The organism is Haloimpatiens lingqiaonensis, from assembly GCF_901447495.1.
Lineage (GTDB): Bacteria > Bacillota > Clostridia > Clostridiales > Clostridiaceae > Haloimpatiens > Haloimpatiens lingqiaonensis.
In genome coordinates this window covers 1-21,137 of record NZ_CABDWS010000054.1, presented here as the reverse complement: position 1 = coordinate 21,137, position 21,137 = coordinate 1, and the positions used below count along the sequence as shown (strand labels likewise).

Below are 21,137 nucleotides of genomic sequence, written 5' to 3'. Positions count from 1 at the left end.
CTTTCATACATAAATTTCAAGCTCTACATTTTTATATTATAACCCACAACTCCTATTAATTAACTATATAAAAATTTTTCTTATTATTTACATTTATACCCCTTTAAAAAAATATCATACAACGTACTACAAACATTATTAGTTTTTTGCTTTTATTTAATAGGTATATTTTGTTTCTTTTTTCAAAATTTATGAATACTTTTTTCATATAAGGGCAATAATTTAATAAACATCATATTTAACTCTATTAATTAGACAAGCATTTCGACATATAGTATGATTAATCCATATAATTACTTTTTTTATTGTAAAATTTTCTTCCTATGATTTTTATAAATTTTGCAGGTTTTTTATACATGTTTTCGCTAAACCCATTGATAAATCTAAATTCTTAACAAATAGTAAAAAATGTATAAACTTTAAAAAACATATTGACATTTGTATAAAATGGTAGTATATTAACTATAGATGGAAGTTAATAATTATTTTGTAATTTTACCGAATAATTATTTAATCGCTTAATCATCTTATATGTCAAATTAACGGAAAATATCCTGTCAATTTGTCGAAAGCTGTATAAACAGAGCTCTTAGTTTCAGATGGAGTTTTTACTCCAACTGAAGGTTAGAGATCGTTATCCAGGGACGTAGCTGCCGTTATCTCCCACTTTGTTAGAAGTGGGAGTGTTACGGCAGGTAGTCATCGGATAAAATGAATTTAAAATATAAGGAGGAATTTTAAAATGAAATCAACTGGTGTAGTAAGAAGAGTAGACGAATTAGGAAGAATTGTTATCCCAATAGAGTTAAGAAGAACTTTGGATATCGCTGAAAAAGACGCTTTAGAAATCTATGTAGATGGAGAACAAATAATATTAAAGAAATATGAGCCTGCTTGTATCTTCTGCGGAAATGCAAGAGACGTTATAAACTATAAAGGTAAAAATATTTGTAAGTCTTGCTTAAACGAAATAAAGACTGAAAAATAATATATAGAATATTGATTACATAATTTTGCTTATTACCGCATGATCCCCATCATGCGGTTTTTTATTATTTCGTCACATTTTTTACATATTTTTGTAACCAATAATTTACCCTTTTATTTAAATTATATATATAATTATATTATAGAATTGAAAATGGACAGTGACAATGGTCAGTTGACAATGGACAATTGACAATGGACAATTGACAATGGTCAGTTGACAGTTGACAGTTGACAATTAAGGATAAAACTCCTTTTGGAGTTTTTTAGAATATAAATTTAAGAAATTCATTTGGAAATTCAACCTTCATTCTACATTTTAAATTTTAAATTAAAAATAATAGATCTTAAATTCTAAATTCCAAATTTAAAATCCTAAATTTTAAATCACATTTAAATTTTTATAAAATCTCTATGTGAAGAGGTGTTTTATTTGAAAAAGCTAGCGAAAATCTCACTATTTTTATGTGCAGTAATTATATTATTTTGCTTATTTATTTTTAGAAGTGAAATTAATTCTTTTATCAAGAGTCCTTATGTTAAAAATCCTTTAAAAAAGGTGAAAGTACCTGATGATTACGCAAAAATAGATAAAAATAACAACAATGTTTTTGATCCCATAGACTTGGTAAACGCCGCTAGGGAAGAAGCTAAAATTAAAACTAAATATAAAAGCGTCTATTATGTAGGCGGATATCCTCCTGAGGGGGAAGGTGTTTGTACTGACGTTATTTGGAGAGCATTTAAGGGTGCTAGCGTTGATTTAAAAACACTAGTGGATAATGATATAAGTGCAAATATAAAAGCCTATCCTAGGGTTAATAACTCACCAGATCCTAATATAGACTTTAGAAGAGTTCCAAACCTTAACGTATTTTTTCAAAGACATGCTATGAATTTAACTAAAGAAATTAAGCCCTTTGAAGTGGATAATTTAAAACAGTGGCAGCCTGGCGACATAGTGGTTTTTTTAGAGCCCTATGAGCATATAGGCATAATATCTGATAAGAGAGGCCGAGACGGTGTACCATACCTAATACACAATAGCACTCCCCACGCCAGTGAAGTGGCTAATTTTAATTTATGGAGAGCTAAGGTTGCTGGGCATTATAGGTGGGAATTTAGTGATAAATCTAAGCTTGAACAAAATTAACTTCATATTTAAAAATTATTTTTAGTTACAATCTACAATAATAAACCCATCTAAGCCACAAGAGTACGAGGTTTTGTGGGCTCAATTATAAAAAACCAAAGTTTTATTTTCTTTATCATTGGTGGTGAATCTGAAAATAAAACTCTGGTTTATAAGCTTAATTTATTATCTTATTCTTCTTGCAGTGTAGAATTTATATATTGGTGCAACTTTTACAACATCACCAGTATGAGGTGCATGTACCATTTGTCCACCGCCTACATATATACCTACATGACCTGTATGAGGGAATATCAAATCTCCTACTTGTAATTGATCTCTTGAAACAGGTACACCAACACCTATTTGACCATAAGTATCTCTAGGTAATTGAATTCCTGCTTGTCTAAAACAGTATTGTACAAGACCTGAACAGTCAAATCCACTTGGAGTTGTTCCTCCCCATACATATGGAACCCCTCGGAATCCCAATGCAATACTTGCTGCTCTTGCTGCTGCTCCAGAAGCAGGGATTACCACATTGCTTGAAGAACCCGATGAAGATGAATTACTAGTTCCACCTGTGTATCCGCCACCTCTTGATGGTCGACTTGAATTTGTTGTTGATGCCATGGCTAATTGTACTGCCCTTTGAGCTTCTGCTAACATTCTTGCAGAATCATCAACCTTATCCTTATATTTGCTTTCTTCTTGTTGTAATTTTGCTAACACTTTTTCTTGCTCTTTTTTATTTTCATTCATTTTAGCTAATTTATTTTCATTTTCTGATTTTAATGCTACAAGTTTTTGCTTTTCAGTATCTAGTGCTACCTTTTTACCATTTACTTCTTCTTTTTTAGCATCTAATTCACCTATGATTTTCTTGTCACTAGTAACTATGCTTTTTATCATATCTACTCTGCTTATTAAATCTGAAAAGTTTTCAGCATCTAATAAAACTTCTAAATAGCTATCTGCACCATTTATATACATAGCTCTTACTCTCTGATTGTAAATAGCTTGTTGCTCTTCTAGCTGCTTTTTAGCTTCTTCCAATTGTTTTTTTGTAGTTTCTATATTTTTTTCAGTAGTAGATATTTTTTGTGTTAAATTATTACTTTCTCTCATTAAACCTTCTATTTTACCATCTAATTTTTGAATTTCTTCTTCTAAGTCTGCTTTCTTTTTCTGTGCATTTTTTAAAGCATCTTTATTTTGCTGTAACTCCGCTTTTCTTTGATTAACTGTATTCGGAGTAGCCATTGCTGGTAGAGTTGTCCCCATTACGATTCCTGCAGCAACTAATACGGATATTATCTTCTTATTCACTCCCAATTCCTCCCTAATATAAATTATTATAAAACTTCTGTCGTAGTATATTCTAATCTAACTTCCTAAAGCTGCCGAATATTTTTACAAATTTTCATTTGCTATAGTGAGTTACGTACTTTTCATTTACTAAAATCATATTTTTAATTATATCATTTATCAAATTTAAACTCAACGCAAAATTTGGAATAAAGGAAATGTTAACATTTCCTTTTTAAACCATATAATTATAAACAGAGCTCTTAGCTTCAGATGGAATCTTTACTCCATCTGAAGGTTAGAGATCGTTATCCAGGGACGTAGCTGCCGTTATCTCCCACTTTGTTAGAAGTGGGAGTGTTACGGCAGATAGTCATCGGATAAACAGAGCTCTTAGCTTCAGGTGGAGTTTTTACTCCAACTGAAGGTTAGAGATCGTTATCCAGGGACGTAGCTGCCGTTATCTTCCACTTTGTTAAAAGTGGGAGTGTTACGGCAGATAGTCATCGGATAAATTTAAAGAATGTTTGTATATCTCTGATTTAGGCATATTTCTATCTTTAGCCACTTTTTTTATTGCTTCCTTCTTAGATATGCCTTCTTCTATATACTTTTTTATATGTTCCTCTATACTAATATATTCCCAAAGCTCCATTTTTTCCTTTTCTGCCTCAGCCTTATTTTTTCCTTCCAAAATAAGAACAAATTCCCCCTTAGGTAATTTTTCCTCATAATAGGCTATGCTTTCCTCTAGTGTAAATCTTAAAATTTCTTCATGAAGCTTTGTCAATTCTCTACATATAGATATTCTACGATTTCCTAAATTCTCCTTCAAAAATTCTAAAGTTTTTTTAAGTCTATGAGGTGCTTCATAAAATATAAGCGTTTCCTGTCTATCCTTTAAGTCTTCTAAAAATTCTCTTCTCTCTTTATTTTCTCTTGGAATAAATCCCTTAAAAATAAAAGATGTTGTGTCTAAACCAGAATGCACAAGAGCCGTTATAACTGCAGTGGCTCCCGGTATCACCTCAAAGTCTATTCCCTCTTCTATGCATTTTTCTGTCACCACACTGCCTGGATCAGATATACCAGGCATACCCGCATCTGTCACTAGGGCTACATTAATTCCTTCTCGTAATTTAGAAATTATTTCGTTACCTCTTTCTGTTTCATTATATTTATGATAACTTATCAAAGGCTTTTTTATGGAAAAATGGTTCAAAAGCTTTAATGTCTGCCTTGTATCTTCGGCAGCTATCATATCTACAGTTTTTAAAGTCTCTAATGCCCTTAAAGTTATGTCTGACAAATTTCCTATGGGAGTTCCCACTAAAAATAACTTTCCTAAGCTCATATAATCATTCCTTTATTATTTAATTCTTCCGTAAATCTTCTCTATTTCCTCTGTGTAACTGCCATCAGCCTTGTGCACATATAGAGGTTCATCCCATTTTAGAAATTTACCCCCATCCCTTTGTCCCTCCACAAGAACTATATTAGGTGCTTTTCCTGCAGATGGATGTACCATTCTTATTCTTTTAGGCTCTATTTTATATTTTCTCATAAGCGTTACTATGTCCACAAGTCTATCTGGCCTATGTACCATATACATCCTTCCATTATCCTTAAGGAGGGTTCTACAAGCTTTTATTACATCCTCTAAGGTACAAAGTATCTCGTGTCTAGCTATAGCATCTTTATCCTTCAAATTAGTTATTCCTGAATTTTTAAGCTTATAGGGTGGATTTACTGTTACTACATTAAATCTTCCTAAATCCTTTAAAAGACTTTCATCCTTTAAATCCCCATTTACAAACTGCATCTTTTCTTCTAATTTATTATAAATTACAGAACGCTTTGCCATCTCCACCATGTCCTGCTGTATTTCCAACCCGCATATGTACTGAGGGCTTTTTTTTCCTTCTATTATAAAAGGGATAACCCCTGTTCCACTGCACAAATCTATTACTCTATCTCCACTTTTGACCTTAGCAAAATTGGCTAAAAGCACCGCATCTACTCCAAATCTAAAGCCTTCTTTTTTCTGTATAACACATAACCCGCCTAATTGTAGGTCATCTAATGTTTCATCATCTCTTACTATACTCATATCTTTATATAAACCGGTAGTTTATCCTCCTTCTAATCAAATAAGCAATCCAGGATATTTCCATTCACCCTTTCATGCATTAATTTTAACCCCTAAAAACTCTTACCTCTTACTTCTTACTTAATTGACAATTGTCAATTGTCAATTCCTAAAACATGTCTGTCTTTACAAGTACATAAGTAACTATAGAAGATATTCCTGCAATTAAAGCTAATACATACCAAAATCCATTTGGTGAATTAGAAAAAGGAACATTTACATTCATACCAAATAGTCCTGAAACCATATTTGGTATGGACATTACTATGGTTATAGCCGCTAAAAATTTCATAACTATATTTAGGTTGTTAGATATAACTGATGCAAAAGCATCCATAGTTCCACTCAATATATTACTATATATGTTACACATCTCTATGGCCTGTTTATTTTCTACTATTACATCTTCTAGAACATCCTTATCTTCCTCATATTTTTGCATTATAGATAACTTAAGCATTTTCTCTAAGGTTATTTCATTAGCCTTTAATGATGTAGAAAAGTAAACCAATGATTTTTCTAATGCCAATAGTTGAATTAATTCTTTATTTTTCATGGATTTATGTAATCTTTTCTCTACTAACAAACTCTTTTTATCTATTTGTCTTAAATATATTAAATAGTAGTTAGCTATTCTATACAAAATCTGAAGTATAAATCTTGAACGCTTAAAAGTGTAGAAAGAACTTATCTTCTTTTCTGCAAAATCTTGAAGTATTCTACTGTTTTTTAAGCATACTGTTATTATTTCATTTTGGGTGTGAATTATGGCAAGAGGGTATGTATCATAGGTAAGAGAATTATACTCCATTTCTGTGAAAGGTATATCTACAACTATAAGTATATTTTCATCCAATTCCAATCTTGAAGTCTCTTCCTCGTCTAATGCTGCCTTTAAAAATTCTACTGGTGCTCCTGTTTTCTTAGAAACCAAAGCTATTTCCTCTTCTGATGGCGCAACCATGTTTATCCAGCAACCAGTTTCTATATGCTCAATTTCTTGTAATTCTTGATTTTCTAATGACTTATATATAGAAATCATATTTAGTCCTCCTTGTTCTTAGAGATTTATTAAATATGTAATCACTATATTATAAACTTCTATACATTCTTTATCAAGTGAAACCTAATTCTCATATGGCCACCGCTATCTTAATATTGTTTAAAATTTATTATAAAAAAATAATACCTCTAGTAATGCTTTAAGTATTATTTAACTTAAGGTTTACTAGAGGATAGAATTATATGAATATTAGATAAATATGTCTTTAAGAATAGAAGCTATGCATATTATATTTTTAATATATTATATTTATCAATACTATAATATGTGACTAATATCTTTTTTACCTTGTTTTTATTAATAAATTAATATAAAAAAAGACCGCATAATCGGTCTTTTTCTATAAGTAATACTATTCTTGAACTGGTGCTCCTACTGGACAAACGTTAGCACAGTTTCCGCAGTCAATACAAGTATCTGCATCTATAACGTATAGAGCATCTCCTTGGCTTATAGCGTTAACTGGACATTCTGAAGCACATGCTCCGCAGCTTACACAAGCATCTGTAATTTTATATGCCATAGTTACACACCTCCTTAGTATTTTGGATAATCATTATCCATTACTTATTTTATCATGTTTCACAATATTTTAAAAGAAATTTTTACATCACTGTATATCCCAAATTCTCTATACATTCCATTAATGTGTCTTCATCTACAAAGTAATCATCGTATACTATCTCCACTTGAGAGTTATCTTTATTTATTTGGCAAGCCACTATGCCCTCATTATTTGCAATAGCATTTTTAATTTTACTTACATCCTTACAAGTTTTCATTCCTACAACCTTAAATACAGATTTCATATTGAAGCCTCCTAGTCCTCCTTAAATAAATCTTTAATTATTTCTCTGTCCTCTTCATCTTGAATTTCTATATTTATCTCTTCTTCCCTAACTGCATCTTCATATTCACCGGATATAAGCTTTATCTCATTAACAGATACTTCTCTTATGGTTTCTTCTCCATCTATTTTAGTTTTTATTTTTACATTTTCTTTTATTGCACTATTAGCCAAAACTTCCCCTTGACCATAAGGAGTATCTACTATAGCTCCTACTTTCGGTAATTTCTTTCTTATTTCTTCATAGTTTTCCTGTTCATAATTTAAGCAGCACATAAGTCTTCCACATATACCAGATATCTTTGATGGATTTAAAGAAAGGTTTTGTTCCTTTGCCATTCTTATGGACACTGGTTCAAAATCCCCAAGAAATGATGAACAGCACAAAGGTCTTCCACAAGGTCCAAGCCCACCAATCATCTTAGCTTCATCTCTTACGCCAATTTGTCTTAATTCAATTCTAGTTCTAAATACTGACGCTAAATCCTTAACTAGCTCTCTAAAGTCAACTCTACCCTCTGCAGTAAAATAAAATATGACTTTGTTATTATCAAAGGTATATTCTACATCTATAAGCTTCATATCTAAATTATGTTTACCAATTTTTTCGATACATATGTTAAAAGCTTCTTCTTCTTTTCTTTTATTATCAATATTTTTTTCTATATCAGCTTTATCGGCTTTTCTTATAACACTTTTTAATGGAGCTACAATTTTATCTTCACTTACTTCTCTATTAGCTATTACACATTCTCCAAATTCTATGCCTCTGGCAGTTTCAACTAGAACCTTGTCCTCTATATTTAATTCTAACCCAGCTGGATCAAAATAATATATTTTACCTGCCTTTCTAAAACGCACTCCTATAACTGTTACCATGCTAAACCTCCTGTAATTTAAGCAGCATCATCTCAAAAATCAATGCTGAATTAACATTTTTGCGCAACCCATCCATTGCAGATCCTATTATATCTATAATAGCATTTAATTTTATATATGAAAATACATTAGCTAATTCTTGTACATTTTTAATTTTATCCTTATTTATTATAAGTTGCCTATTTCCTGTTTCCTTAAAAATCATAGCATCTCTTACAAAGGTTAGCCCGCAGTTTAAAGTCTCTTCCCAGTCTTCTTTGTATTTGTTAAAAAAGCTTTCGTATTCCATTGCTTTTAATTCATCTACTTTTGTAATAGAAATAAGTATCTGCAAAATACCATCTCTAATATGATGAAACTCCTCATCTTCAATAAACTTTTCAGCTCTTCCAGGTATTCCATCGCTAAATGCTACTACCGCATCCACTTCTTCTATATTTAAGCCCTCATATTCCCTAAGAACAAATTTTCTAATTTCACCCTCACTTAAAGCTCTCAATGTATGTATTTGACACCTTGATTTTATTGTTTCTAATATTACCTGTAGCTTTTCACATAGTAAAATTATCACTACACCCTTAGGCGGCTCCTCTATGGTCTTTAATAACGCATTTTGAGCCTGCTCTGTCATTTTATGTGCTTCATGCACTATTACTACTTTTTTATCCCCTTCATGAGGCTTTTTATTTATTTCCTCTATAAGCTCTCTTATATGATCTACCTTTAATGATTTTTCTTTTTTAGGGATTCTCCACTGAATTATATCTGGATACTGCATATCCTTTGTTTTTCCTAGAATTTTAAGAGCCATAGCCTTAGCTATGGTACTCTTTCCAATTCCATCTTCTCCTACTATAAGATGGGCATGAGATAACATTCCCTTTTCTATAGCCCTCATCATTTGTTCCTTTATATCCTCATGCCCAATTATTTCTTTAAAGCTCATTGGTTACCTCCAAAAAAACTAGATCTTCAAATGTTGATCCACATCTAGCACAAAAACTGTAGCTCCACCTATTTCAATTTCTACTGGATATGGTACATATACCCCTGTAGAGCCTGCCACTGGTGATGGGGAAGTTACCACTTGTTTTCTTGTTTTGCACTCTTCCTTTAGTATAGCTAAAACCTCTTCAAGTTTTTCCTTTTCAACACCTATTAAAAGAGTTGTGTTTCCTGACTTTAAAAAACCACCTGTAGTAGCTAATTTAGTAACTCTGTACCCCGATTCTGTTAAAGAATCTATTAGGTCTAAAGCCACGTCGTCCTGTACTATTACAATAACAAGTTTCATACTAATATCCCCCTTTTAGTAACTAGCATACTATTGGGATAAAGTGCTATTATTATTCCCCACTAGTTAACTAGCAACATATTTTATTATAAAACATATTATTAATTCAACTTTCGCAGTTATAAAATAAAAAATTTGCAGGTAAGTAATACTTAGTTGTGCTCTAGGTACTAGGTGATAGGATGATAAAACTCCTGATGGAGTTTTAAGAAAATATAAATTTAAGAAATTCCATAAAAATTTCAACATTAATTAATATTTCTATATTTTCGCTGGCTGCCGCCAATAAAAAATTTTTTAACCCCCTAAAAAGAAAATCTATAACTACTCCATTTATTTAAATAATTATAACTTATTTTACTAATACATTTATTTAATTAAAGATTTTCCTTAACATAGTGGAGAAAAATCATCCTTTCCTAGTACCTAATCTTTTCACTCTTACTTTTTACTTCTTACCTTGTATAATGTAAAACTTAAAATTCATATGCGAAAGTTGAGTTATTAACAATTACCAATCCATACTATAATAATGTATTAATATATTATTATAGTACAATTGTCTTTATTATTCAAATTTATTCCTTTTTTTAAAATTTTGCCGTATATTATTATTTCTGTTGTGTTTTAATTAATTGTTCTACTAATTTTACTATGTCCCCATGTATTTCTTCCATATCCCTATTTGCATCTACTACTTTTATTTTATCATATTTTCTAGATATTTCTAAATACCCTTCAAAAACTTTTTTATGAAAATCTGTGCCGCTGTTTTCTAATCTATCCAATTCTCTTTGCTTGTACTTTCTCTTTAATCCTTCTTCATAGGGTATTGTTAGCATTATAGTTAAATCTGGCTCCAATCCATCTATAGCTGCTTCATTTATATATTTTATTCTTTCCTGTCCAAGTCCTCTTCCTACGCCCTGATAAACTATAGAAGAATAAACAAATCTATCGCATATTACCATTTTACCCTGATCTAAAGCTGGTTTTAACACTTGGCTAGTAATCTGTGCCCTTGAAGCAGCATACAAAAGAGCTTCACACATGCCACACATCTCAGTATTTTTATTATCCAATATTATTTCTCTTATTTTTTCACTTATAGCTGTTCCACCAGGCTCCCTAGTTTTTAAAACTTCATGTCCCTTTTCCTTAAGATATTTTTCTAATAAATTTATTTGAGTTGTCTTTCCAGAACCATCTGGCCCTTCCAATATTATAAGAAGTCCCCTGCTCATTTTCATTCCTCCATTATGCTTATTTGCTAAAAGTCCAACACTTCTATTTCTTCATTTTTTTCATCTAATCCCATTACATCTATGTGATTTTCTAAATTATATTTTATCATATCTATTGCTTTTCTGGTTATAATTTCTCCTGGCATTATTAGTGGAATTCCCGGCGGATATGGAACTATGGCACTGGCACTAATTTTACCAGCAGCTTCTTCTAAGCTTATCTTAACTTTAATTTTATTCATAACCTTATAAGGTTCCATTGCCATCTTAGGTATTTCACATAATAAGCTCTTCTTATATTTATCCTGAAGCTTACTCAAATCACATTTTTTTAAACTTGTATATAGCTTTTCAAACTCATCCACGTCATTAAATGGAGAAAAAATAAGCATTACATTTTGACCATCACTCATTTCGCACTGAATACCCTCTTGTCTTAAATAACTTAAAAGTTTATGTCCACTATATCCTTTTTCTACATTTAATATATACCTAGTTAAATCAATTTTCTCTCCGGGATTTATATCCTCATTTCCCAATATGTAAAATCCATTAAGTTTATTTATTTTCTCCCTATAGGTTTTACACAAATCTATGAGTTTTTCATAACCTTTCTTGCCCTTTTCTTGCAAATAATATCTGGCATAATCCATGGAACCCATTAACATATAAGAAGGACTGGTGCTTAAAAATGCACTTACATAAAAATCCACCTTATCCTCCTCTACTTCATGGTTTCCTATATGTAAATAAGCCGTTTGAGTAAAGCTAGGCAATGTTTTATGAGAACTCATAACCGCCATATGTGCTCCTAAATTTATTGCATGCTGAGGCAAATTACAATTTATCCCAAAATGTGCTCCATGAGCGGAGTCTACTAACACCTTCATGTTATATTTTTCAGCTTCCTCCACCACCCTTTTTAAATCTAAACACACTCCATAATAATTAGGATAAGTTAAAATTATGCCCTTTGCATCTTTATTGTTCTCTAGGGTACACAAAAAATGCTCCATGTCTATAGAAAGAGGAGCATTAAATTTTTCATTTATTTTGTTTTTAACATACACAGGTTTTAATTTCCTCATTATTATTCCATTAAATATGGAGCGGTGGCAATTTCGCTCTACTATTATTTTATCCCCTTCTTCAAATGAAGAAAAAATCATAGCCAAATTGCCACTGGTACTGCCATTAACAAGGAAATAAGATTTCTTACTTCCATAATATGCACTCAAAAGCTCTTGAGATTCCCTTATTATTCCTTCTGCATTGTGAAGATTATCTACCCCATCGACTTCTGTTATATCAAGTGTAGATAAGTTATCTAAAAATTCCTTTCCTACTTCAGTAGCTAAAAAACCTTTCCCGCCCTTATGTCCAGGCATACAAAAGGATATATTTTTTTCTTTCATATATTCTAATAACCCTTCTAATAACGGTAATCCTGACAAACCAAATCCTCTCCCTTTAGTAAATCTGCTGTTAAATTTTTTCTTATGCAATTTTTGTAGTATTCATAGAAGTCAGTTTCTATATTACATCTTACTATTTTCTCTTCGCACTTTTTACAAATTCCTCTTCCATTAATAATTATACCATTATTTAGAGGCTTACTGCATATAATACAATTTCTTTTACTCATGATAAATCCCCCTTGACAAATGTTGTTATTTTACTATTTAAATTATTGCCTCTCTTACTATATTTTATTCAATTGCATGGATTAATTTATTTTGTCCATATAAGTTTTCATACGACAAATATCTACTTATTTATTGGGGCATAATAAATAAGAAGTGAGAATTGAGAATTGACAAGAGACAATTAAGAATTAAGAATTAAGTAAGAGGTAAAAAGTACAAAGTAATACTTCGACTTTCGCAGTTATAAAATAAAAATGTAAAATTTAGAATTTAAAATCAAGAACATTTATTCATCTAATGTATAGCTTAAAATTTATATGCGAAAGTTGAATAATTAATAAATAAAGTTTCTTATTTTTATTTAAGATGCTTATGCAAAACCTTTAAATCCGAATGCTATTAAAAGCACATGATATTTTTAGAAAGGAGAAATAGACTTAAATGAAACAGGAATTAATAACCTATTTAAGTACTTTAAAAAATGAACTAACTGATATGGCTAATTATATATACAATAATCCTGAAGAAAGTTTTAAGGAGTATAAATGCTATAATTACATAACTGATTTTCTAAAAAAACATAACTTTACTGTAGAGGATCATTACCTTGGTATTTCCACAAGTTTCTATGCTGAAATTGGCAATGGTCACCCTAAAATATGCTACTTATGTGAATATGATAGCCATGGGGACCAAGGTCACATATCAGGGCATAATTTAGTTACCACCATGTCTCTAGGAGCCGCCATAAGCCTTTCTAAGTTGCTTCCTAAAATAGGTGGGACTGTAGTTGTAATAGGCTGCCCTGGTCAATGCATAAATGGCTCTAAAACAACCATGGTAAAACAGGGAGCCTTTAAGGATATAGATGCAGTGTTAGTGGCTCATCCAAATTTAATAACCACAAAAACCCTAAAATCTTACGCACTGCTTCCTGCTAAAGTTAAATTTTCAATACCAAAGGATAAAGATTACTCAATATCCTCCTGTAACCCTAGTCACTGCGGTAATCTCACATACAATTTCACAAATTTCCTTAAGGAAAATTTACCAAAGGGTTATGATGTAAAGGCTATTAATTGTATGGGCTCTTGTAATCCCTATAATCTATCTTCCCAATATGAAATAGATTATTTAATTAGTTCCATTACTTTAGAAGAAAGTCATAAAATTTTAAACTTCATAAAATCCTTTGTTAATTGTATTGGAGATATTTTCTCCGTAAATACAGATGTAAGTATATACGGTATTCCTTACGAAGAAATGCTGCCTAACGAAGCTTTATGTAGGATATTTTCCCATAATTTAAAGGAAGCAGGCATCATCTATGTAGAAGATTTTCCAGAAATTATGCCTGGCCTAAGTCTTGGCAGTGTAAGTCAAGTGGTTCCATGCATAAATCCATTTATAAATATAACCCAAAATACTAAAATTACATACCCCTCAAAAGAATTTGCAGCAGAAACAATAAAAGATTTCGCCCTAGAACAATGTATGAAAGCCTCCACCGCTTTAGCCATCACTGGTCTAGATTTACTAGAAAATGAAACCTTGCTTTGTGAAATAAAAAAAGAACTCCATAAACAGAGCTCTTAGCTTCAGATGGAATCTTTACTCCATCTGAAGGTTAGAGCTCGTTATCCAGGGACGTAGCTGCCGTTATCTCCCACTTTGTTAAAAGTGGGGGTGTTACGGCAGGTAGTCATCGGATAAATAAACCCCTTAAGGTGGTATAGAACCACCTTAATTTTATGCCCTTTGACAATCTTAGGTTAACGGGGGTCGTCCGAAATTTTCCATAAAAAAAATCCATTAAATTAATTAATGGATTGAACTGGAATATTCATTCTATTTCTCATATATATTCTACATTCACCTTTATTCATTACAAATTGTAATTTGCCTATCATTTCCTTGCTAGGTTCAAAATAAAACTTTTTAAGCTCATTACCATCTGAATATATACAACAGTATCTATTGGCATTAAATATTGAACATAGATATTTTTTAGTAGAACTTACTTTATACTGCTCTTTCAAGTCCTTTACTTGACCTAAAAATCTTATATCTTTAAACTTAATACTTTCTACTTCTATATTGTTATTTCTAATTATTTTGTGAATTATAAACTGATCTGCAATTATGGAATACTTATATCCTATACCTGATCTATATATTGCCACCACTGCTATTATAACCATAGATGCAATAATTCCTAAATATAATATATTCTCTATTAAGTTTCCCTGTCCTGTAAAACACATATCAATAAACTTATATACGTATATAAACACACATAGCAATGTTAATAAAAAAGTCGCTATAGGCAATTTCTTTCTTTCTATTATTTCCTTATACACTTTACTCACCCTTCTAATATTACTTATATTATTTAAATTTTAATACTACATAATATATTATATATTTAAACTTTAAAATTATATTATACTTCTGTTAAGAATATGTTAATTCCCTAAATTGGGCATATAGAGATTATACTAGCCTTTCCATAAATAATCTAGTGCTCCCACATTGGTTTAATACCTTTTAATGACTAAATAAGTTTAAATTACTGTTAAAAAACAATTTATCTCCATATGATTCACTTTTTTATTAAATTGCTATCAATGCTTCGCGTTTTCATAAGATTATGTAGTAATTACCTAAATGCCTTCAAATGGTGAATGAAAAAATTCATATACTGAATGTTTAGTGGAATTTACGTTTAATTTTCACAATATTCCCCATTCCACATCAAATGCATATAAGCAATATTTCAAAACCATTGCTCGGAATTCACATTGTTTTTAATAATATATGTTTTTTAAAATGTAAAATTTAGAATTTAAATTTTTACACGAAGTTTTACACAAAATTTGAAATTCCGTATGAATTTCTTTAATTTATATTTTCAAAAAATCCTTTAAAAGAGCCTTGTCATTCATTATCAATTCTCAATTGTAAATTCTTACTTCTTACTTCTTACTTCTTGCTTCTCCTTCTTACTTAATTGTCAATTGTCAATTGTCAATTGTCAATTCTCAATTATTCCCCCCACTTCTATAAAATAATCTATGCATAAAATAGGAAAATAACTTATACTATTTAATAAGAACTTATAAAGAGGTGGGAATATGCTTGGCAATAAATTTAAAATTGGGGATACAATAGGTATAGTTGCACCATCAGGGCCAGAAAACAAAGAAAACATATTACAGAATATTGACATATTCACAAGCCTAGGCTTCAAAATCAAGCTGGCAAAAAATATTTTTAACAGAAAAGGATATTTAGCTGGAACTGATGAAGAAAGAGTTAGTGATTTGATGGAAATGTTTAAAGATAAAAACGTAGATATAATTATGTGTTTAAGAGGTGGATATGGCAGCAGTAGACTGCTTCCCCTTATAGATTGGAGTATAATAAAAAATAATCCAAAAATATTTATAGGCTATAGTGACATAACCATTCTTCTTAATGAAATATATAGACGCTGCAATCTTATAACTTTCCATGGTCCTATGTTCACATCAAATTTAAAAGAAAAGCATACTTTAGAAAGTCTTTTAACTACTTTGCAACAGGGCTTTAAACCCTATTCCATAAATTCCTATGATATTCATGTAAAAAGCTCTGTTAACTATATTACTGAAGGCTTTTTAGTGGGTGGTAACCTTTCATTAATATGTAGCACTCTAGGAACCCCTTATGAAATAAACACTACAGAAAAAATACTTTTTTTAGAAGAAATAGGAGAAGAGCCTTATAAAATTGATAGGATGCTGACTCAGCTTCATGAGGCAAATAAACTAGAAAAATGCAGAGGTTTTATCCTAGGCCATTTCACTAATTGTGATACAGAAAACCCCGCAAATAGCTTGTCTTTAAATGAAGTAATCAAGGATAAAATTTTATCTTTAAACAAACCAACTTTATTTAATTTTCCATCTGGCCATGATTACCCAAATATAACTTTACCCATAGGTGCTAAAATAAGGCTTAATTGTATAAAATGCAAAATAGATGTTTTGGAGGGCGTAGTAGGCTCAGGGCCTCTGCCTTAAAATAAATTGGAGCTATGGCTCTAAGAATAAATTCTTAATGCCACAGCCCCTTTTAATTCTATCCTTAAAGCTTATTACTCATCAAATGCTTCACTTACTTTCCACTCTCTCCATACATTTCCCACAAGGTCTGGTCCTGGTTTAAGAGTTTTCTTGCCAGGTTTCCATCCTGAAGGTGTAGCTTCTGTTCCTTTTGATTCACGTACCAGCTGGAATGCCTTTATCTGTCTGATTGATTCCGATACATTTCTTCCAACAGGAGGTGTTAATACCTCATATGCCTGTATATTTCCATCAGGATCAATAATAAATCTTCCTCTAGTCTCCACGCCACCTTCTTCATCGTATATGCCGTACATTTTTCCAATGTATCCACCTTGATCTGACAACATAGGGAAAGGAATGTCCTTGCCAATCATTTTGGATAACTCATTTTCATTCCAAATTTTATGAACAAATACACTGTCAACACTAACAGAAAGCACTTCTACTCCTAAATCTTGAAGTTCAGAATATTTTTCAGCAACTGCTGAAACTTCTGTTGCTCAAACAAATGTAAAGTCTCCTGGGTAGAAACATAGTAATACCCATTTCCCCTTATACTCAGACAAACTGAAGTTAGCAAATTTACCTTTATGATATCCTGCTGCCGTAAATTCCGGTGCAGGTTTTCCCACTTTTATCATAGATTTTTCCTCCTTTAAAACATCATCATTAACGTTATTATCATAATTTGTTTCAACACTTATCTTTTTAATAGGCGGTCTCTCACACCCTACTTTAAATTCTTCTGGCATAAAACAACACCCTCTCTTATAGAAAATTCAAATACTTCTACCATTATCTATAGTATAATTCAATAAATAACTTTTAGCAAGAAATAATTTTTATATTTTCCGAATTTTTCGTCTTAATAGTTTTTAAAAAATAGTCTGGAATCATTCAAAAAATGCTAAAAGCTCTTGAAATCAAGAGCTTTCCATTGAAATTAGTTGCCTAGATGGTAAATCTTCCACTTATCTGTTAGAAACCCACCTCTTATATTATATTTCATGTTATAACCAATAATTATTTTTTAAAATATTAGAATAACGTACTAATGAGTAAATGCTATTTCTGCTATTGTCCAAAAAATAATCAACAGTCCAACTGGTATAGATAGCAATGTCAATAACGCTATGTCTTTATTCTTTATTATTGATACAACCCCCACTATAAATCCCACAACTCCTATAACCGCAATAACTGGAGTTGGCAAAGGAAGTCTTATAAACCTGGCCAAGCTCGACATTTTTAATGATATCAATAGGATAAAAAGTACAGTTAATATAGCTGCCCATTTCCCGGCCTTGGTTTTAGAACAAAGCTGCATTTTCATGTTTTAACCTCCTTGGTTATTAATAATTTCAACAGAACACAATTAACCCTTACTATTTTATTTTAATTATTGAATTTGTTATAAATATACAAACCGTCACCAATACAATACTATGTCACGTCTACTGTGGTTATTCCGTGAAAAAGATGTAGTGACGCAAAAGAATTTTTCTGTTTACTAAATTAAAAATGTTGCATAAAGTGGAATTGACTTAATTCCATTTTCAAAACCAAAGTTTTTCCCAGATACTCTTATAGCATATTTAGGTTGATATTTTTTTATATATTGCTGTAAACTCTTAGCTCTGACATGCTCTGCTGCTTTTACTTCTATTGGTATTATATATCCATCTTTATCTTGAATTAAAAAATCAACCTCTGCACTTCCTTTTGACTCCCAATAATATGGTATATATCCATTAGCATTTAAGGAAAAGCAAACATAATTCTCCGTTAGTGCCCCCTTAAAATCATTAAATGCTATACTATCCGATAAAACTGCATTAGCTGGAATTCCAAATTTAGAGCATAAAAGACCTGTGTCAGTTATATATACCTTAAAGGAATTAAAATCACTATATGCTGCTAAAGGTAGCTTCCCCTCATTACACTTTGTACATTTTAAAATAACTCCTGAGGTTCTTAACCATTCTACAGGTGTTTCATATTCATGAGCTCTAGCACCTGATTTTATTACCTTGTATTGAAACTTTTTATTTTCTTTAGCCAATTGAGCAGGAATACTATTAAATGTAGCCATTATTCTAGTAGTTTCATGAGGCGTTGCATATTTTGCCATATCTGCCACATAAGAATCATTTATACTTTTTTGTGTTGCAAGAACAAAATCGAAATCTTTTTTATCAATATACTCTTTAACTACAGCAGGCATTCCTCCAACTACTAAGTAAGTCTTATATAAATCCATAGCTTTATTATGCATTGATAACTCTATATTCTTCTCAAAGGATTCTTTTATAAGTTCTATTAATTTTTCTTCATTAACAGCCATTAAAAATTCTTCAAAATCAAGTGGATATAAAGTTTTTAAATCAACTTTTCCCACTGGAAATGAATATTGCTCTCTATTTACAGCTACCCCAAGAAGACTCCCCGCTGCAATTATATGATACTCATTTGCATTTTCATTAAAATACTTTAATGAAGTTAAGGCTCTTTCACAAGCCTGTATCTCGTCAAAGAAAATTAATGTTTTCTCTTTAAATATACTTTTCCAACTGTTTATAGAAAGTTCTCTTATTATTCTCTCTGGTTCTAAATCCCTTTCAAATATTTTTATAAGTTCACTATTATTCTCAAAATTAAAATATACTACCGAATCATAATATTTTTTCCCAAAAATTAAAGCAGAGTATGTCTTACCAACTTGTCTCGCACCTTGTAAAATTAAAGGTTTTCTATTAGAACTATTTTTCCAATCTACTAGCCATTTCATAATTTTTCGTTTCATTTAATGTTACCTCACTACACTTTTTATAATATAATTTTATATATTTCCTACACTTTTATCAACTTAGTAGTATTCTATCCTATTTTTATTATATTAAATATTATTTATAATAATCCACCTTAAATTAATATTTATCCATATGCTATACAAATAATTTCTTTTTCACCTTAAAATACTACTTTAAATCTAATTATATCATACAAATACTCCTGATGGTTTTAATCCTTTTCCTGCTAAATGGAATGCTTTTTCATACTATACCTTCATTTATATAATAAAAAAAGGGGGTTTCTTGACTTTATTATCAATTTACTAAAAAATCCACTTCCCTTGATTGGAAAATCGACCTCTAGATATCATCACCCCAACAATTATTATCATAATAATATTCATAGCCAAAACTATAATACTTCCTTCAATTTTAGCTATTCCCCCTGTAATTAATTTGCTTCCTGTAAAGGTACAATTCCAAAGGTTTGGATAATCGTCTGCTAATGAAACCCCACCTAGATATAGACACCCAACGGCATTCCAAATAAAATGTACAATAATTGGTGCTATTAAAGCATTGGTATAAACTAACAATAGCGATACAAAAATACTCATAGTTAAAACATTTAATACAGCTATAATTCCAACCTCAAAAGCTCCTCCATGTAATGTTGTAAATATAAGAGTGCTTACAATAATTGCGACTATGCTATTATAATTAGATTTGAAACTCTGAAAAATATACCCTCTTATATTATAACTATTACTATAATATTCAATAATTATTTTTAAAATCCTTATCTCAGCTAAAATTACAATTAATAAAAATTTATTTTCTACTCAAAGAACTATTCGTAAAATGTTATCGCTAAATTGTGCACACCCACCTAAAAAATGCACACCCCTAACTTCAAAATCCATAGGGCTGTACATATCCAACGCAATAATCTATAAGTCTAATCCTTAATCCTTAAAAACTCCTACTCCAAAAAATACTAAAAGCTCTTGAAATCAAGAGCTTTCCATTGTATCAATATTTAATTGATTATTTGGAGGCGCCACCCGGATTTGAACCGGGGAATGAAGATTTTGCAGACCTTTGCCTTACCGCTTGGCCATAGCGCCTTATTTAGTTGGTGGCTGGACCAGGAATCGAACCAGGGACACGAGGATTTTCAGTCCTCTGCTCTACCGACTGAGCTATCCAGCCAAATAACCTGGCGACGACCTACTCTCCCACAGGGCTTCCCCTGCAGTACCATCGGCGCTTTGAAGCTTAACCGTCCTGTTCGGAATGGGAAGGGGTGTTACCTTCAAGCCATAATCACCAGATTTTTCTTAGTGTGCTAGTGGGCTAGCGTCTAGAGGGCTAGTAATTAGCTGCTGCGCAGCTTACCTAGTTACTAGAGTTTAACGGACTAGCTTACTAAAAAAGAACTTATTGTTCTTTCAAAATTGCACAGTGTGGAAGAATCTTTTAATTGTCAATTGTCAATTGTCAACTGTCAATTATCTTTTGATCAAGCCCTCGACTTATTAGTATCGGTCAGCTGAACATGTTACCATGCTTACACCTCCGACCTATCAACCTGGTAGTCTTCCAGGAGTCTTACTAGCTTACGCTATGGGAAATCTAATCTTGAGGTGGACTTCACGCTTAGATGCTTTCAGCGTTTATTCCTTCC

Annotated in this window: 21 protein-coding genes, 2 tRNA genes and 2 rRNA genes; 4 read left to right on the top strand and 21 right to left on the bottom strand. The window is 31.2% G+C overall.

Going from position 1 to position 21,137, the window contains the following annotated elements:
- Positions 1 to 742: 742 nt before the first annotated feature.
- The gene (locus FGK85_RS10840; RefSeq protein ID WP_138206513.1) at positions 743 to 988 is read left to right on the top strand and encodes an AbrB/MazE/SpoVT family DNA-binding domain-containing protein; all 246 of its coding nucleotides are present in this window, start codon (positions 743 to 745) and stop codon (positions 986 to 988) included.
- Positions 989 to 1,420: 432 nt separating this feature from the next.
- On the top strand, positions 1,421 to 2,140 hold the full coding sequence (locus tag FGK85_RS10835; protein WP_138206511.1) for a DUF1287 domain-containing protein: 720 nt from the start codon (positions 1,421 to 1,423) through the stop codon (positions 2,138 to 2,140).
- A gap of 165 nt (positions 2,141 to 2,305) precedes the next feature.
- On the opposite strand, the gene FGK85_RS10830 is transcribed toward FGK85_RS10835, so the two are convergent.
- The 12 genes from FGK85_RS10830 to FGK85_RS10775 form a co-directional block, all read right to left on the bottom strand.
- The gene (locus FGK85_RS10830; RefSeq protein WP_138206509.1) at positions 2,306 to 3,448 is read right to left on the bottom strand and encodes a C40 family peptidase; all 1,143 of its coding nucleotides are present in this window, start codon (positions 3,446 to 3,448) and stop codon (positions 2,306 to 2,308) included.
- A gap of 469 nt (positions 3,449 to 3,917) precedes the next feature.
- A complete protein-coding gene (gene rsmI / locus FGK85_RS10825; RefSeq protein WP_138206507.1) occupies positions 3,918 to 4,781 on the bottom strand; it encodes a 16S rRNA (cytidine(1402)-2'-O)-methyltransferase in 864 nt (287 codons plus the stop codon).
- 15 nt (positions 4,782 to 4,796) lie between these two features.
- Positions 4,797 to 5,537, bottom strand: coding sequence for a tRNA1(Val) (adenine(37)-N6)-methyltransferase (locus tag FGK85_RS10820; protein WP_138206505.1), 741 nt, complete (start codon positions 5,535 to 5,537; stop codon positions 4,797 to 4,799).
- A gap of 148 nt (positions 5,538 to 5,685) precedes the next feature.
- Positions 5,686 to 6,618 (bottom strand): magnesium transporter CorA family protein, encoded by a 933-nt coding sequence (locus FGK85_RS10815; RefSeq protein WP_138206503.1) that lies wholly within the window; start codon positions 6,616 to 6,618, stop codon positions 5,686 to 5,688.
- Between the two features lie 373 nt (positions 6,619 to 6,991).
- Positions 6,992 to 7,162, bottom strand: a complete 171-nt coding sequence (locus FGK85_RS10810; RefSeq protein WP_035295014.1) for a DUF362 domain-containing protein — start codon at positions 7,160 to 7,162, stop codon at positions 6,992 to 6,994.
- Positions 7,163 to 7,244: 82 nt separating this feature from the next.
- A complete protein-coding gene (locus FGK85_RS10805) occupies positions 7,245 to 7,448 on the bottom strand; it encodes a heavy-metal-associated domain-containing protein (protein ID WP_138206501.1) in 204 nt (67 codons plus the stop codon).
- 11 nt (positions 7,449 to 7,459) lie between these two features.
- Positions 7,460 to 8,365, bottom strand: coding sequence for a PSP1 domain-containing protein (locus FGK85_RS10800; RefSeq protein ID WP_138206499.1), 906 nt, complete (start codon positions 8,363 to 8,365; stop codon positions 7,460 to 7,462).
- A 1-nt stretch (position 8,366) separates the two neighbouring features.
- Positions 8,367 to 9,311, bottom strand: a complete 945-nt coding sequence (locus FGK85_RS10795) for a DNA polymerase III subunit delta' (RefSeq protein WP_138206497.1) — start codon at positions 9,309 to 9,311, stop codon at positions 8,367 to 8,369.
- An 18-nt stretch (positions 9,312 to 9,329) separates the two neighbouring features.
- Positions 9,330 to 9,659 (bottom strand): cyclic-di-AMP receptor, encoded by a 330-nt coding sequence (locus FGK85_RS10790; RefSeq protein WP_138206495.1) that lies wholly within the window; start codon positions 9,657 to 9,659, stop codon positions 9,330 to 9,332.
- A 611-nt stretch (positions 9,660 to 10,270) separates the two neighbouring features.
- Positions 10,271 to 10,903 (bottom strand): dTMP kinase, encoded by a 633-nt coding sequence (gene tmk, locus FGK85_RS10785; RefSeq protein ID WP_138206493.1) that lies wholly within the window; start codon positions 10,901 to 10,903, stop codon positions 10,271 to 10,273.
- 26 nt (positions 10,904 to 10,929) lie between these two features.
- Complete coding sequence (locus FGK85_RS10780) at positions 10,930 to 12,357, bottom strand: aminotransferase class I/II-fold pyridoxal phosphate-dependent enzyme (protein WP_138206491.1); 1,428 nt, start codon at positions 12,355 to 12,357, stop codon at positions 10,930 to 10,932.
- Positions 12,336 to 12,548, bottom strand: coding sequence for a sigma factor G inhibitor Gin (locus FGK85_RS10775; RefSeq protein ID WP_138206489.1), 213 nt, complete (start codon positions 12,546 to 12,548; stop codon positions 12,336 to 12,338). The genes FGK85_RS10780 and FGK85_RS10775 overlap by 22 nt, the downstream gene beginning before the upstream one ends.
- Before the next feature lie 442 nt (positions 12,549 to 12,990).
- Between FGK85_RS10775 and FGK85_RS10770 the strand changes: the two genes are divergently transcribed.
- Positions 12,991 to 14,145, top strand: coding sequence for a zinc-binding metallopeptidase family protein (locus tag FGK85_RS10770; protein ID WP_138206487.1), 1,155 nt, complete (start codon positions 12,991 to 12,993; stop codon positions 14,143 to 14,145).
- Between the two features lie 221 nt (positions 14,146 to 14,366).
- Here the strand turns inward: FGK85_RS10770 and FGK85_RS10765 are convergent, their stop codons facing one another.
- On the bottom strand, positions 14,367 to 14,909 hold the full coding sequence (locus FGK85_RS10765; RefSeq protein ID WP_138206485.1) for a hypothetical protein: 543 nt from the start codon (positions 14,907 to 14,909) through the stop codon (positions 14,367 to 14,369).
- A gap of 774 nt (positions 14,910 to 15,683) precedes the next feature.
- On the opposite strand from FGK85_RS10765, the gene FGK85_RS10760 reads away from it, so the two are divergent.
- Positions 15,684 to 16,613, top strand: coding sequence for a S66 peptidase family protein (locus FGK85_RS10760; RefSeq protein ID WP_138206483.1), 930 nt, complete (start codon positions 15,684 to 15,686; stop codon positions 16,611 to 16,613).
- Between the two features lie 74 nt (positions 16,614 to 16,687).
- Here FGK85_RS10760 and prxU read toward each other — a convergent pair whose 3' ends face one another.
- The 8 genes from prxU to FGK85_RS10720 form a co-directional block, all read right to left on the bottom strand.
- A complete protein-coding gene (gene prxU / locus FGK85_RS15645) occupies positions 16,688 to 17,410 on the bottom strand; it encodes a thioredoxin-dependent peroxiredoxin (RefSeq protein ID WP_138206481.1) in 723 nt (240 codons plus the stop codon).
- Between the two features lie 299 nt (positions 17,411 to 17,709).
- Entirely contained in the window at positions 17,710 to 17,991 is a 282-nt protein-coding gene (locus FGK85_RS10750) for a hypothetical protein (protein WP_138206479.1), read from the bottom strand.
- Between the two features lie 177 nt (positions 17,992 to 18,168).
- Positions 18,169 to 19,461, bottom strand: a complete 1,293-nt coding sequence (locus FGK85_RS10745) for an ATP-binding protein (protein WP_138206477.1) — start codon at positions 19,459 to 19,461, stop codon at positions 18,169 to 18,171.
- A 312-nt stretch (positions 19,462 to 19,773) separates the two neighbouring features.
- Complete coding sequence (locus FGK85_RS10740; RefSeq protein ID WP_279232918.1) at positions 19,774 to 20,193, bottom strand: CPBP family intramembrane glutamic endopeptidase; 420 nt, start codon at positions 20,191 to 20,193, stop codon at positions 19,774 to 19,776.
- Between the two features lie 309 nt (positions 20,194 to 20,502).
- A tRNA-Cys gene (locus FGK85_RS10735) sits at positions 20,503 to 20,577 on the bottom strand.
- 9 nt (positions 20,578 to 20,586) lie between these two features.
- A tRNA-Phe gene (locus FGK85_RS10730) sits at positions 20,587 to 20,662 on the bottom strand.
- Between the two features lie 5 nt (positions 20,663 to 20,667).
- Positions 20,668 to 20,784, bottom strand: a 5S ribosomal RNA gene (rrf, locus tag FGK85_RS10725).
- 184 nt (positions 20,785 to 20,968) lie between these two features.
- Positions 20,969 to 21,137 (bottom strand): 23S ribosomal RNA (locus FGK85_RS10720); the annotation flags it as partial.

Coding starts and splice junctions, on each gene's coding strand:
- FGK85_RS10840 (WP_138206513.1), top strand. CDS start 743: ATGAAATCAACTGGTGTAGTAAGAAGAGTAGACGAATTAGGAAGAATT.
- rsmI (WP_138206507.1), bottom strand. CDS start 4,781: ATGAGCTTAGGAAAGTTATTTTTAGTGGGAACTCCCATAGGAAATTTG.
- FGK85_RS10820 (WP_138206505.1), bottom strand. CDS start 5,537: ATGAGTATAGTAAGAGATGATGAAACATTAGATGACCTACAATTAGGC.
- FGK85_RS10815 (WP_138206503.1), bottom strand. CDS start 6,618: ATGATTTCTATATATAAGTCATTAGAAAATCAAGAATTACAAGAAATT.
- FGK85_RS10810 (WP_035295014.1), bottom strand. CDS start 7,162: ATGGCATATAAAATTACAGATGCTTGTGTAAGCTGCGGAGCATGTGCT.
- FGK85_RS10805 (WP_138206501.1), bottom strand. CDS start 7,448: ATGAAATCTGTATTTAAGGTTGTAGGAATGAAAACTTGTAAGGATGTA.
- FGK85_RS10800 (WP_138206499.1), bottom strand. CDS start 8,365: ATGGTAACAGTTATAGGAGTGCGTTTTAGAAAGGCAGGTAAAATATAT.
- FGK85_RS10795 (WP_138206497.1), bottom strand. CDS start 9,311: ATGAGCTTTAAAGAAATAATTGGGCATGAGGATATAAAGGAACAAATG.
- FGK85_RS10790 (WP_138206495.1), bottom strand. CDS start 9,659: ATGAAACTTGTTATTGTAATAGTACAGGACGACGTGGCTTTAGACCTA.
- tmk (WP_138206493.1), bottom strand. CDS start 10,903: ATGAGCAGGGGACTTCTTATAATATTGGAAGGGCCAGATGGTTCTGGA.
- FGK85_RS10775 (WP_138206489.1), bottom strand. CDS start 12,548: ATGAGTAAAAGAAATTGTATTATATGCAGTAAGCCTCTAAATAATGGT.
- FGK85_RS10770 (WP_138206487.1), top strand. CDS start 12,991: ATGAAACAGGAATTAATAACCTATTTAAGTACTTTAAAAAATGAACTA.
- FGK85_RS10760 (WP_138206483.1), top strand. CDS start 15,684: ATGCTTGGCAATAAATTTAAAATTGGGGATACAATAGGTATAGTTGCA.
- FGK85_RS10750 (WP_138206479.1), bottom strand. CDS start 17,991: ATGAAAATGCAGCTTTGTTCTAAAACCAAGGCCGGGAAATGGGCAGCT.
- FGK85_RS10745 (WP_138206477.1), bottom strand. CDS start 19,461: ATGAAACGAAAAATTATGAAATGGCTAGTAGATTGGAAAAATAGTTCT.